Origin of the sequence: Marivirga arenosa, from assembly GCF_030503895.2 — a bacterium.
Classification (GTDB): Bacteria; Bacteroidota; Bacteroidia; order Cytophagales; family Cyclobacteriaceae; genus Marivirga; species Marivirga arenosa.
On sequence record NZ_CP129970.2, the window covers coordinates 3758318 to 3772186 of the forward strand.

At 34.3% G+C, this 13869-nt stretch carries 13 protein-coding genes and 1 tRNA gene; 11 read left to right on the forward strand and 3 right to left on the reverse strand.

What is annotated here, in order from left to right; genetic code table 11:
• Positions 1–42: 42 nt before the first annotated feature.
• Genes QYS48_RS16305 through QYS48_RS16315 form a run of 3 tightly spaced genes read left to right on the forward strand, consistent with a single transcriptional unit; the run spans position 43 to position 2566 of the window.
• Complete coding sequence (locus tag QYS48_RS16305) at positions 43–432, forward strand: rhodanese-like domain-containing protein (protein ID WP_302100402.1); 390 nt, start codon at positions 43–45, stop codon at positions 430–432.
• Entirely contained in the window at positions 429–1184 is a 756-nt protein-coding gene (locus tag QYS48_RS16310) for an EI24 domain-containing protein (RefSeq protein ID WP_308356861.1), read from the forward strand. The genes QYS48_RS16305 and QYS48_RS16310 overlap by 4 nt, the downstream gene beginning before the upstream one ends.
• Positions 1185–1210: 26 nt before the next feature.
• Positions 1211–2566 (forward strand): NAD-dependent succinate-semialdehyde dehydrogenase, encoded by a 1356-nt coding sequence (locus QYS48_RS16315; RefSeq protein ID WP_308356862.1) that lies wholly within the window; start codon positions 1211–1213, stop codon positions 2564–2566.
• 91 nt (positions 2567–2657) lie between these two features.
• On the opposite strand, the gene QYS48_RS16320 is transcribed toward QYS48_RS16315, so the two are convergent.
• The 3 genes from QYS48_RS16320 to QYS48_RS16330 are packed head-to-tail and all read right to left on the reverse strand — an operon-like array spanning position 2658 to position 5450.
• A complete protein-coding gene (locus QYS48_RS16320; protein ID WP_308356863.1) occupies positions 2658–3695 on the reverse strand; it encodes a VWA domain-containing protein in 1038 nt (345 codons plus the stop codon).
• Positions 3685–4575, reverse strand: coding sequence for a hypothetical protein (locus QYS48_RS16325; protein WP_308356864.1), 891 nt, complete (start codon positions 4573–4575; stop codon positions 3685–3687). The genes QYS48_RS16320 and QYS48_RS16325 overlap by 11 nt, the downstream gene beginning before the upstream one ends.
• Entirely contained in the window at positions 4572–5450 is an 879-nt protein-coding gene (locus tag QYS48_RS16330; protein ID WP_302100399.1) for a DUF58 domain-containing protein, read from the reverse strand. Before QYS48_RS16330 ends, QYS48_RS16325 begins: the two co-directional genes overlap by 4 nt.
• A gap of 134 nt (positions 5451–5584) precedes the next feature.
• On the opposite strand from QYS48_RS16330, the gene QYS48_RS16335 reads away from it, so the two are divergent.
• From QYS48_RS16335 to QYS48_RS16370, 8 genes are all read left to right on the forward strand, one after another.
• Positions 5585–5929: a DUF4296 domain-containing protein gene (locus tag QYS48_RS16335; protein WP_302125777.1), complete on the forward strand. Its 345-nt coding sequence runs from the start codon at positions 5585–5587 to the stop codon at positions 5927–5929.
• A gap of 22 nt (positions 5930–5951) precedes the next feature.
• Positions 5952–8348, forward strand: a complete 2397-nt coding sequence (locus QYS48_RS16340) for an endonuclease MutS2 (RefSeq protein WP_308356865.1) — start codon at positions 5952–5954, stop codon at positions 8346–8348.
• A 261-nt stretch (positions 8349–8609) separates the two neighbouring features.
• Positions 8610–8683 (forward strand) — tRNA-Arg (locus QYS48_RS16345).
• A gap of 233 nt (positions 8684–8916) precedes the next feature.
• The gene (locus tag QYS48_RS16350; RefSeq protein WP_308356866.1) at positions 8917–10170 is read left to right on the forward strand and encodes a site-specific integrase; all 1254 of its coding nucleotides are present in this window, start codon (positions 8917–8919) and stop codon (positions 10168–10170) included.
• A 190-nt stretch (positions 10171–10360) separates the two neighbouring features.
• A complete protein-coding gene (locus QYS48_RS16355; RefSeq protein ID WP_308356867.1) occupies positions 10361–11566 on the forward strand; it encodes a hypothetical protein in 1206 nt (401 codons plus the stop codon).
• Positions 11567–11704: 138 nt separating this feature from the next.
• Positions 11705–11974 carry a helix-turn-helix domain-containing protein gene (locus QYS48_RS16360; protein ID WP_302100394.1) on the forward strand — a complete coding sequence of 90 codons (270 nt, stop codon included), beginning with the start codon at positions 11705–11707 and terminating at the stop codon, positions 11972–11974.
• The gene (locus tag QYS48_RS16365; RefSeq protein WP_308356868.1) at positions 11974–12858 is read left to right on the forward strand and encodes a hypothetical protein; all 885 of its coding nucleotides are present in this window, start codon (positions 11974–11976) and stop codon (positions 12856–12858) included. The genes QYS48_RS16360 and QYS48_RS16365 overlap by 1 nt, the downstream gene beginning before the upstream one ends.
• Before the next feature lie 314 nt (positions 12859–13172).
• On the forward strand, positions 13173–13817 hold the full coding sequence (locus tag QYS48_RS16370) for an AAA family ATPase (protein ID WP_308356869.1): 645 nt from the start codon (positions 13173–13175) through the stop codon (positions 13815–13817).
• The last annotated feature ends 52 nt before the right edge of the window (positions 13818–13869 follow it).

The window sequence follows — 13869 nt, forward strand, 5'->3', positions numbered from 1 at the left end:
TTTGCATAGCATATCTTTGTAAATTGTAATAAATTATAAATAATGAAAAATTTAATATACGCATTCGCTTCACTCCTATTTATGGTGTCGTGTTCACAGGGAACAGCGCAGGAGAATATGACTGTATCTGAACTTAATAAAGTAGAGTTTAATAAGGATAATGATAAAGTAGTATTAGATGTTCGTACTCCTGAAGAATATGCAGAAGGGAATATCGAAGGAAGTCAAAATATTGACTTCTTAAAAACAGACTATTTTACTTCTTCAATTGAAGGGCTTGATAAAAACAAAACCTATTATGTGATTTGTAGATCAGGTGGAAGAAGTGCAAGAGCATCTGATCAAATGAGAGCTGCAGGATTTAAAAATGTAGTGAATGTTACTGGAGGTATGTTAGCATGGCAAGCAGCTAATTTACCCGTTAAAAAATGAAAAGATTCTTCACGGAATTTAGTCAATCCACATTAGCCTATTATGAAGCCTTTCAGTTTGTGCGAAAGCATAAGTTGAAAGGCTTTATTTTTGGGTCTGCATTCTTCAATTTATTTGCCTTTATATTCGTTGGCGTAATTGCCTGGATATACACAGGCAAACTCATTGATTTTATTTATCAGAGTTTAAATTTCCCTCCTGACTGGGAAGAATGGGCTAGTTTTATCTCAATTCTTATTGCAATATTCATCCGTTTATTGCTGATTTCCTTATATATCAATATTTACAAATATGTAATTCTGGTCATATTTGCTCCAGTTCTCGCAATACTTTCCGAAAGAACTCAAAATATTCTCAATCAACAGAAAAAATCAATAAACCTTGTTCGTTTAGTATCTGAAATTGGCAGAGGTATGCTGATGGCAATGATACTTTTCAGTCTAAATATCATTTTATACCTCGTTCTAATACTTTTAAGTATTTCAATTCCATTTTTATCACCTTTTATAGCTATCACAATATTTTTGGTTGAAAGTTATTTCTTTGGGGCTTCAATGCTCGATTACAGAAATGAATATTTTCAATTATCAGTGAAAGAAAGTCTAATTAAAATTTTTAAGCATAAAGGACTGGTTTTAGGTAACGGTTTAGCTTTAAATCTGTTTATACTAATACCTATTGTAGGTGTTTTATTTGCTCCATCCTTTGCACTAATAGCTGCTGGGATTCATTCAAATAAATGCATACAATAATTTTTTAACCTAAAGGAAAATATTTTATGTCTATTGAAAGCAAGAACCCATTCAATAACGAAACATTAAAAACATTTGAAGAAGATTCTGAGCAACAGATTAAAGAAAAAATAAGCAGAAGTCAAAAAGCTTATGAGTTTTGGAAAGAAGAAAACTTTACTCATAAAAAAGAATTGATGCTGAAAACCGCAGTATTGCTGCGTGACAGAAAAGAAAAATATGCCCAATTAATGACCTCTGAAATGGGTAAAGCTAAAAAGGAAGCCATTTCTGAAATTGAAAAATGTGCTTTAGCTTGTGAATATTATGCCAATAATGCAGAAGATTTTCTTGCAGACCAAGCACTTGAGGTTCCAAATGGACAAGCTTACGTTGCCCACGATCCAATCGGGATTGTTTTAGCAGTGATGCCATGGAATTTCCCATTTTGGCAGGTGTTCCGATTTGCAGCGCCTAATCTTATGGCAGGAAATGTAGGTTTGCTTAAGCATGCTTCAAATGTACCACAATGTGCATTAGCCATTCAGGAAGTATTTGAAGATGCCGGCTTCCCAAAAGGCTGCTTTCAGACTCTAATGATTTCATCCTCAAAAGTTAATATGGTTTTAGATGATGACAGAGTGAAAGCCGCTACTTTAACAGGTAGTGAGTTGGCAGGAAGTAAAGTGGCTGAAAGAGCAGGGAAAAATCTTAAGAAGACAGTTTTAGAACTAGGAGGAAGTGATCCTTTCATAGTTTTAAAAGATGCTGACATTGAAAATGCTGCCAAAACCGGAGCAAAAGCAAGGATGATTAATAATGGTCAGAGTTGTATAGCGGCAAAGCGATTTATCTTGGAGGAAAGTATAGCGGATAAATTCTTAAAAATTTTTCAAGAAGAATTAGAAAAACTTAAGATTGGTAATCCAGAGGATGAGGATATTGATTATGGACCCATGGCTCGAGAAGATTTAGCAAAAGAGCTAGAAGAGCAAGTTCAAAAATCTGTAGAAAAAGGAGCTAAAATTTTAATAGGTGGAAAACGAGATAAAGCATTCTTTGAACCTACCATATTAACCAATGTGAAAGCAGGCATGCCTGCTTATGAAGAAGAACTTTTTGGACCAGTAGCTGTAATCTTAATTGCTAAAGATGAAAATGATGCAGTTAAATTAGCAAATGATTCTAGGTTTGGACTTGGCGGATCGCTATGGACTAAGGATATTGAAAAAGCTAAAAAGCTAGTTAGAAAAATAGATAGCGGAGCTGTTTACATCAATAAATTAATGGCTTCTCACCCTGCCGTTCCTTTCGGAGGTGTGAAAATGAGTGGCTACGGTAGAGAATTATCAGAAGCTGGGATAAAAGAATTCATAAATCAAAAAACCATTTGGATTGATTGAAGTTATTATTGAAGCATAGTAATTAATATAGATTAAAGCCCGTGGATTCTGCACATTTGACACGGGCTTTTCCTTTTTAAAGCCTCCGAAATTAATCTATAAGAATATTTGAAATGTATGTGGATTTAGTAAACATCCAAAGGAGGAAAAACACAATAGCCCATTTTAGATAGACATCATAATAATCTTTAGTGTCTTTATATCGAGTTTCTTTAATCTCAGCTTTCTCATATTGATCGATAATATTGAAAACTTCTTCTAAAGCTTTGTTATCTGTTGCTCGATAGAACTTCCCTTCTCCTATTTCAGCGATATTCTTCAATCCTGTTACATCCATTGAATTTTCAATGTAGCGTGTTCTCCCAAAGAAATCTTTCCCGTAAGGTACTTTACCTTCTTTCCCTATAGCAATCGTATAAATCTTAATACCATATGCATTGGCCAATTTAGCAGCTGTTTCTGGGTCAATATTCCCGGCATTATTATCCCCATCACTTAACAGTATTAAAACCTTCGATTTGGAATCGGACTCACGCATTCTGTTTGTTCCAACTGCTAAAGCACTTCCAATTGCAGTTCCAGATGCTTCCATCATTTTGAAATTGATGTCTAAAATCTGATTTTTTAGCATTTTATAATCAGTGGTTAACGGGGATAATGAATAAGCCTCTCCACTAAAAATGGTTAAACCTATCCTATCTTGAAACCTCCCATCAATAAAGTCATTGGCTACTTGTTTGGCTGCTTCGAGTCGGTTGGGCGTAAAGTCTTGGATTTTCATAGATTCTGAAATATCCATCACCAACATAATATCAATACCTTCTGTCCATTGCTCCACTCTTTCATTGGTTTGTTGAGGACGAGCCAGAGCCAACAGCATTAATAAAGCTGAAAAAAGAAGTAAGATAAATGGAATAAACCTTAGAATAGATGAAAATTGAAATCCTATCCCCTCACCTCTAAATGCAACAGGAACTTTCGGACTAAATCTAGCTTTTAGCCATTCCACTAGTAAATAGACTAATGGCAAAGCGATCATTGCATAAAAAGCAATTGGAAACTCGTATTCAAAAGCCTTTAATCTCTCTGGAGAAAACCAATCTAAACTCAACCAACTATTACTTTCCATCCTGAATTGCTTTAATTCTGTTTTCTAAAATGATATCAGCGTAGTTTATTAAAAATTTAAATGCCTCAGTAGCATCTGATTTCCCTTTAGAACTATAAATTGATTTATCGATTAACTTTAAATTCTCATAGAGATTCTCATCCTGCTGCATTTCAAAAATTTCCTTACTCGTTAACTTAGCATACGGATGCTTTGATATAAATTCCACATGTCTCTTCCACTTGAATAATAATTTCTCAATTTCTGATACATTTGAATTTTCAACTTTTGAAATTTTTGAATCAAAATCCTCTTTAAATTTCTTATGTCTTTTATTTAATCTCCAGATCAGCCATCTTTTTCTAATTTTCTTACCAAAGAAAACCAAAATCAATAGTGCAATAATTCCCAAGGCAATGAGAAAAGCAATAAAGTAAGGATAGTTAAAATCTTTATCCAGCTTCACTATTGTAGTTTCAGTTTGCATTTGTAGGCTATCTGCCACTACATCGATCTGCTCAGCAAGGTAAATTGAGTCAACTGATGTGTATACTGGTGTACTATCTCCATCCTGAACGATAAAAACTGGAAGCTTTAATCTCTGTATTTTATCAATTTCAAAAGACGTGAGCGTATAAACTACACTATCAAAGCTTTTAATACTATCACTTTGAGTGGGAAAATACTCTTTGGCCACATATTCAAAAGGAGCATAACTGTACAAAGAGTCCGGCATTAGTAACTGAAAATCTGCCGGATAACTAACGCTCAAACTGTATTGAATTGGTTCACCTATAGCTAAACTATCTTGTAGAAACTCCCCTTCCGGCTCTATTTGTTGTCCGATTAAATTGGTGAAAATTGCAAGACTAAAAAATAAGCTCAACCCGTATTTCCTCATGCTTTTTTCTTGCTTAAATTTCTGATTTTAAATAATTTAATTAATTGTGAAGTATAATCTTCTTGAGTATCAATTAAGATATAATCGGCCTGATTTCTTTTACAAATATCCTTCAACTCAGCCGAATGATCTTTATTTTTCTTTTGAAATTGCTTTTTGAATTCAGCACTTGAAGTATTCACCCATCTAGTCTTGCCAGTTTCTTTATCTTTAATGGGTACTATACCCAACATAGGCAGATCAGTTTCTAATTTATCTTTTATGTGAATTACAACTAAATCATGCTTTCTAGCCAATGCCTTTAAATGATGCTCGTATCCTTCATCCACAAAATCACTAATTAAAAAGATAACACTTCTTCTTTTTACTAAACCAAGCAAATAGGACAAACCTTTATCCAGACTTGTTTTTAGGGATTTAGGTTGAAGTTTGAACAATTTTGAAATGGCATAATACCCGTGCTTTTGTCCTTTACCTGGTTTTATATAAAGTTCACGTTGATCAGAATAACCCACCATACCTACCTGGCTGCCTTCTTTTAAAGCAGAGATACACAATACTCCTGTTATCTCTTTCGCAATATCTGCCTTTTGCCTCCCTTCTAATCCTATTTCTTGAGACGCACTCACATCTATCAAGAAATATACATTCTGCTCTTTATCTTCTTTAAATGTCTTTACAAAGGTTCCATGTCCTTTTGCAGACACATTCCAGTCGATAGTTCTTACATCATCACCATACTGATATGGGCGTACATCATCAAATTCTAATCCAGAGCCCTTAAATACAGAATGAAAATCACCCTGCATCTGATTATTCACAGCTTTTCGGATTTTTATTTCATATTTACGAAGCTTTTTAAATAGCTCCCTCATAATAGGTCTTTTTATTTATTAATTTTGCCATTCAGTTTATCAAACGAAAAAGATAACGATAATTGTTATCATCAGTTTCCAAAATTACATTTGGCAACGAATTTGATAAAGCAAATTGTAATAATACTATAAAAATGAAAAATCTCATCTATATCCTCACAATATTAGCAATTGTTTCCTGTAGTGGAAAAGAAGAAAGGCCAAAAGGTATATTATCTGAAGAAAAAATGGCTTTAATTCTTTCAGACATCTACTACGCAGAATACAAAGCCAATAATATTAATGTCGGACCTGATTCAGCAGAAACAGTTTTAAGGCATTATGAGTTAAAAATATTCGAAGATCATGGTACTAATGATTCTGTTTACAAAGAAAGTTTTAAATACTATTTAGAATATCCTCAAAAGCTTGAAAAAGTATATGATATAGTGATTGATACCGTAAGTCTTCGAGAGCAAATACAAAACGCAAAAAAATAAATAAATAGCCCAAATTTTTCATATGATATTACCCCTCGATTTTGAGCAGAGAATAGGATTTGATAAAATAAGAGATTTGATTGCTGCAGAATGCAGTAGCAATTTGGGAAAAGCCATAGTTGAAAAAATGGGCTTTATTCGAAAGTTTGAAAAGCTGGAACCTCTCCTACTTCAAACTGATGAATTCTTAAAAATCTTTCAATCGGGTGAATATTTTCCATCTAGCAATTATATAGATGTTAGCCATTTTATAAAAAGAGCTAAGGTAAATGGTGCATTCTTTAACGAAGAAGAATTTTTTGACCTTAAGCTTAGCTTGAAAACCATTTTAGATTGTATCTCTTTTTTTGATGAATGGGAAGAAGAATATCCTAACCTTTTTGGACTAAGAAAAGCAGTAAATTTAGAACCTGATCTTTACAAAGCCATTGATGCCAAAATTGATGACAGAGGTGGCTTAAGGAATAATGCCAGCCCTGCCCTACAACAAATCAGAGGGGATATTTTTAAAGCACAGGCTCAATTAAGAAGACAGGTTGAAAAAATATACAAACAAGCAGCTGCCAACAAGTATACCCCTGAAGATGCATCAATTACAGTAAGAGATGGTAGAATTGTAATTCCTGTTTTAGCGGAATACAAACGTAGAGTGAAAGGTTTTATACACGATCAATCCGGTACTGGACAAACTGTATATATAGAACCTACTGAGGCCTTAGAACTCAATAATGAGGTTAGAGAACTGCAATATGCTGAAAGAAGAGAAATAGTCAAAATCCTAACTCAGCTAACGGCACTGGTTAAACCTGAATTAGAAAATCTGGATAAAGCCTATCGTTTTTTAGGAATAGTTGATTTTATAAGAGCTAAAGCAAGGTTTGCTCAAAAAATTGAGGCCGTTTTACCACAACTGTTCAATTCAAGATTGATTGAATATAGAAATGCCCAGCATCCCTTATTAAAGCTAAGTTTAGCCGAAAATGGTAAAAAAGTAGTCCCTTTATCGGTTGAATTAAAAGGTGATAAAAGAATTCTAATCATTTCAGGACCAAATGCAGGTGGTAAATCTGTTGCTTTAAAAACTGTAGGCCTCTTACAATATATGTTGCAGTGCGGCTTATTAATCCCCGTTCATCCGGATAGCAAATGTGGCGTATTCTCTAATCTTTTTATTGACATAGGAGATCAGCAAAGTATCGAAAATGATTTAAGTACCTACAGTTCTCATCTTCAAAATATGAAGAACTTCCTAATCAATTCTAATAAGCAAACCTTATTTCTAATTGATGAATTTGGTACAGGTACTGAACCCCGTTTTGGAGGTGCTATAGCGGAATCTATTTTAGAAGAATTATATCAGCAAAAAGCTTTTGGAGTCATTACTACGCACTACGATAACATCAAAAATTTCGCGGTAAAAAACCAGAATGTCATCAATGGAGCAATGAAATTTGATGAACGTAACCTAGAACCTTTATATGAATTAGAAATTGGTAAGCCAGGTAGTTCATTTGCTATTGAAGTAGCAGAAAAAATGGGGATCCCTCCTGCTATCTTAAATAAAGCCAAAGATAAAATTGGTACTGAGAGAGTGAATTATGATAAGCTTTTAAATCAATTAGGAAAAGAGAAGCGTGAATTAGAAGCAAAAATCAAAGAAATTCAAAAGAAAGAAGGGCATCTTGAAAAAAGTGCTCATGATTATGAAGAGTTAAATGAATTCCTCAAAACTCAGAAAAAGCAAATTATTATTGAAGCCAAGCAAGAGGCTAAATCAATTATAAAAGAAGCCAATAAACGAGTTGAACAAGCTATTCGGGAAATTAAAGAATCTCAAGCGGATAAGGAACGCACAAAGAAAGCCAGGAAACAAATCAGTGAATTTGATAAGAAAGTTTCTATAAAAGAGGAAGAGAAAGTAAATAAAACAAAGCAGCCTGAATTTAAGGCATCTGATGGTGAGATTAAGATTGGTGATTATGTCAGAATTAAAGGACAAGATACAATCGGTGAAGTGCTTTCTATCCATCAAAAAGAAGCCGAAATCATGTTGGGTGAATTAAAATCTAAAATTAAACTCAATAGATTAGAGCGAATGTCAAAAACCGCTATGAAGAAGGAAAAGAAAAAATCCTTTTCAGGCACTTCCACAGGTATGATTGAACGTAGCACTAATTTTAATCATCAAATTGATGTAAGAGGTATGCGTGCTGAAGAAGCGATTCAAGCGGTAGACCGCTTTATTGATGATGCCTTAGTGTTAGGTTTTAATGAAGTAAGCATACTGCATGGTCGCGGAGATGGAATATTACGAAAGTTCATTCGAGATTATTTAAGGCAGTACAATTATGTTAAATCCATGAAAAATGAACACGAAGAAAGAGGCGGAGATGGTATTACCCTAGTAAGTTTAAATTAAATTGAAAACAATAAGTTATTCAAACACAGCACCTAAGAAAAAAGAGTGAAATTTTTTAAAAGAAATCCTTTAAAAAGCTTTGCATAAAAAAATAGAAATACGTTTCTTTGCACTCGCTTAAGGGAAAAGCGGTGAATTTTCCCAAACCAATATATAAAAATGGTTCTTTAGCTTAATTAGATTGAGCATCCCGACTTTCTATATCGGGAAAGGCCCAGGTTCGAATCTCAAACCTGTAAAAAAATAAAGAGATAATTAAATGGTCCGTTAGCTCAGCTGGATAGAGCAACTGCCTTCTAAGCAGTAGGTCCCAGGTTCGAATCCTGGACGGATCACTTCTCCAATTCAGAGAAAATCAAAAAGCCTTAAATCTTACGATTTAGGGCTTTTTTGTTTTTTATGGTTCATTAAAAACCAATTCATATCAAATAAAAAGTGTCCATTTGGTGTCCATTTTAAAATTATATATTTTTAGACAGTTGGCCTTTTAAAGCACACAGAGGCCTATTTGTTGTCTGTTGTAATTATTTCTGCTCATGCTTTAGTGTCCATTTTAAAAGTATGTAACATGAGCAATTCAAAAAATCATTCCTTAGCCACATTACTCTATGTGAAAAAGCATAGAATTAAGAATGGTGAAGTACCAGTGTACTTAAGAATATCCACAGGAAATTCAAAAGTAGAAAACTCATTAAGTAGAAAAGTAGAATTCGAAAAATGGAATTCAAAAAAACAAAGAGTAAGCGGATCAACTGCAGAAGTAAAGAAATTCAATCGCTTCCTTGATCAATTAATCAATAAAGCCTTTAAAATATTTGAAGAGCTAATTCTTAAAGATGAAATGATCTCTGCTGAAATAATTCGGAACAGACTATTCAACCTAGAGGAAGAACAGCAAATTACACTGCTATCAGCTTCGAAGTATCACTATGATCAAAACATTAATAACTTCTCAACAGGAACACTGAAACATTACAAAGTTACCGAGCGATACTTTGAAAGGTTTCTAAGAGCCAAAAAGAAATTATCAGATATTTCCCTTGAGAAAATCGATTATAAATTTCTACTAGATTTTGAGGCTTTCTTAAGAGCATGGAAACCAACAGACCATCATAAGCCAATAGGTCATAATGGTATCATGAAACATATGTGTAGATTCAGGAAAATTTTAAATTATGCTTACAAAATGGATTGGATTTCAGATTCGCCATTTAAAAAGTACAAGATTTCTTACAATAAGTCAAATAGAACATATTTAAACAAAGAAGAGCTATTTAAGCTAGAAACAAAAGAATTTGATATTGAAAGGTTGGATCAAATTAGAGATCTATTCATTTTCAGCTGCTATACAGGCTTATCTTATATTGATTTATACAACCTATCTGAGCAAGACATAACAGTAGGAATGGACGGAGAAAAATGGATACATTTCAAAAGGCAAAAAACAGCCACACCATTTTCAGTTCCCTTATTACCCAAGGCAATAGAATTAATTGAAAAGTATCAAAACCACCCCAGAGTAAAAGAAAATCAATTACTGCCGGTAATATCCAATCAAAAAACCAATGCATACCTAAAAGAAATAGCTACTATTTGTAAGATCAAAAAGACGCTAACTTTTCATATAGCCAGACACACCTTTGCCACTACCGTAACCCTTACCAATGGAGTTCCTATTGAAACTGTCAGCAAAATGTTAGGTCATACCAAACTAGCTACCACCCAGATCTATGCTAAAGTAGTAGAGAATAAAATTGGGGAAGACATGGCTGCGCTAAAGCAAAAGCTAAGTGCATCTCAACAACTCAGAAAGGCAGATTAACTGCCTTTCCCCCTCTAATTCACAATAAATCTCATTTTCAATAGTTCTATTTATTGCTATTTAAATACTAATGTATATTTCTAGAGTTTCATAAGGCATTATTTTTGTCAGTGAAAACATATTCAACCAAATAGAACCAAACTCCCCAATTATGAACCAAAAAACTTAAACTATTAAACCCTATTGAAAAGTGAGATATGAATTAGACCTATTTGACTATATCGTCTCTGAGTATTTTAAAAATGAAAAGCAACAACTATCAAAATTAGAATTTCATGAATGGAAACAAAATCTTTTAAAAGAAGAGGAACGACTAAGGCAGAGCTTAATGAAAATGATCTTTGTCAACCAGGAAGACAAAGCAATTGAAAGGCAAATACAGTTCTACCAACACAAACTGATTTTAATTTCAAAAGAAGTCGTAAATAAAATTGAATACCTACCCATCCCCTATGAGCGTATCATTAAAAAAGATGATTATCGCTCTCAATTAGGACATGTATTTCTCAAAATCCTATCAGATCTATTAACCTTTATAGAAAACCACTTTACTAAATATTTCAACCAGGATAGCGTAGTACCTACTACTTATTTTGAAAGATCCAGTACACAGCTTCGCTATAAATTATTTAAAATTAAAGAATTAGGAGAACTGAAAAGAATTGATCCTCCCCTCTTAAAAATTATAATTCATAACATTCAAAAAGCAATAGAGAACCCCAAAGGGATTTCCTATCGTAAATTTATCTATTGTAAAACTTTCCTTAGTGAAATGTTGGTGATGTTCTCACGGACCACGCAAGGCATTAAGATGGAAAAGCAGATCATCACTAATCTGTTATATCTTAACTTCAACGTCTTTGCCATCTACAATTACATTAGCAATAGAATAACTGATCACTACCAAGCAAAGTCTAATTATAATGAACAGCTGTTGCAGTTACAGCTTTTTAAAAAATTGATCAATCAATCCCATATTAAACCTGATTTTGAATTTCATTCTAATACGCCAAGCCTAAAAGAAAGCCTATCAGTTTGGATAGAGGAGGAAATATTTTATTTCAAAGAAAGAAAACAGCTGTCAATTCAATATCCACAACCAGAAGCCGCCTGGAACAAAGCACATAAAAATAAAAAGCTTTATACCACACTATCGGTATCACAACTGGCCTATTTCATGAGATTACTTTATAATGCAAACGTTATCAGCCTTGAAAGCAAATCCAAATTAATAGAATTGATATCAGATCACTTTTCTACTACCAGTCAAAGAAATATCTCTGCTAAAAGTCTGAAGAATAAAATCTACTCTCCAGAAATCACTACAATTGAGAACATTCAAGAACTAATGGAATCTCTAATCGAAAGGGCTGAAAAAGATAAAGTCTCAAATTAATTTCAACTTTTTTCACCTTATTTTCTGCATTTAGAGCAAATTGAGAGGGGTTACAGGGGGTTATATAACCCCTTTGTAACTGGTTTAGCATCTCCCCTTTTTACAGCTTTGCCATGACAACAAAAACAACTAAAATTTATGGCAGCAGAGGTTATTACAACAGATGACTTAAGAGAATTCAAACTGGAATTACTAGAAGATTTCAAAAAGCTTTTAGCAGAACAAAAAGGGATCCCTACCAAAAAATGGTTGAGATCTGAAGAAGTAAAAAAGCTATTGAATATCAGCCCTGGTACACTCCAGAATTTGAGAGTTAACGGTACACTCCCCTTCACTAAAATGGGTGGTGTTTTGTACTACGATTCGCAGGACATTCACAGCATTTTGGAACAAAACAAAATAAGCTGATGAATACTCATGAAAACTCAGCAAAGGAACCGGTGAATTTTATTCACCAGTTCCTCCTCGCAATCGACAAAATCCAGGAAACTGAAAACATGAATCCCACTCATGTAAGCCTGTATTTTGGACTTTTCACCATGTGGAATTTAAATCACTTCAATAACCCCATTTCAATCAACAGAGATCAAGTAATGAAAGTATCAAAAATAGGCTCCAAGCGCACCTATTTGAAGTGCATCAGAGATCTCGAGAAGATGGGATTTATTGAGTACAAACCATCGAAAAATCCAGTGCGAGGCAGCTTGGTTAACATGTGCAATTTAGGACCTAGTACTGCACCACTTACACAAAATAAGAGGTGCAAAAGTGAACCTAGTAGTGAGCTTAGTATTGGGTCTAGTACTGAGCCTAGTCGTGGGCAAGTAGTGGGCCATGTAGTGCACCCTTCATTAAACAATACAAACTATATAAACAGTATAAACAATATATATAATGAACAAGAAAAATTTGAAAAGGAAAAAAAAGGAAAAACTAAAAGCAGCACAAATTCAAGAACTTCAGCTCCAGTCGCGGATCATAGCCAAAACGTATCACCAAAAGGTTCGCGTTTCTCACCACCACCAAAAAAAGAAGTAGATCAGTACTTTCAGGAGCAAATGGAAAAACACAACATCCCCATTCGCTTCGCTCATGTGGAGGCAGAGAAGTATTTCAACTATTACTCCGCTAAAGGCTGGAAGGTAGGCTCTAAATCACCCATGAAAGACTGGCAAGCAGCCGTTCGCAACTGGCTCCTGAATTTCAAAAAATTCAACAACATCCAAGAAGAAAAAAACGAAGCCGGAAAACTCCATAACAACGAAGACAAAAGCTATGACATACCCCTCTGACCTCCGAAGCCTTGGCGAAGGAAGTCTCTGTACTCTGACGCTTCAGCAAAGGAGGTCTTTGCCCAGCCATTTAGCTATGCTAAATGCTGCAAAAACATAATTGAAATGAAAAAATCGAATGTCAGGGTATTCACTTAGCATTTATGCACAATTCCAATGCGGGAAGGAAGGGCAAAATGGCGGGCCAGCGCTGGCTTCGCGCATGGCAGCATCATTTTGACTTGATTTTTGCTATACTTTTTATCAAGAAAAAGTATGAGGAAGAAAGCATTACCGAAAGATTTAAAAGTTGAAATGAAAATTATTCTCTAAAAATGAACAATCAACCTAAAAACTACTCCTCCAAAAAATTCCAATTCGAAAAATGCATTGATTTCTTGCAAAAAGCAGGACAATCAGAATTTGGAAATCACTTTAAAGTTTACCCTGCAGATTATGAAATCATCTTCAAAATACTGGCGTATTTTTTCGAAGATGAAAAGCTATGTGAGCAATACAAACTTTCCATAAGAAAAGGTCTTCTTTTAACTGGTCCCGTAGGCTGTGGAAAAACAACTCTCATGATGCTATTCCGTCACTTCCTCCACAAGGTTCACAAATACCCAGTGAAATCAACCAGAGATATTTCTTACGAATTTCTCGACCATGGCTTTTCCATCATCAATAAATATTCAAAAGCTCACTTCCAACACTACCAAGACCAAATGGTGCCACGTACCCTATGCCTAGATGACCTCGGCCTAGAATCCACCATCAAACACTTTGGCAACGAAACTAACACTATAGCCGAAATCCTCCTCAACCGCTACCACCTATTCACCACCAGAGAAATGATTACCCACGCCACCACAAACCTTAATCCTGATGAATTAGAAAACCTTTACGGAAATAGAGTCAGGTCTAGAATGCGTGAAATGTTCAACTTGATAGCTATCAAATCTACTGATAAAAGACTTTAATCAAGTTGAACATTCATAAGTACAATTGAAAATTACAAAATCACGCATAAAT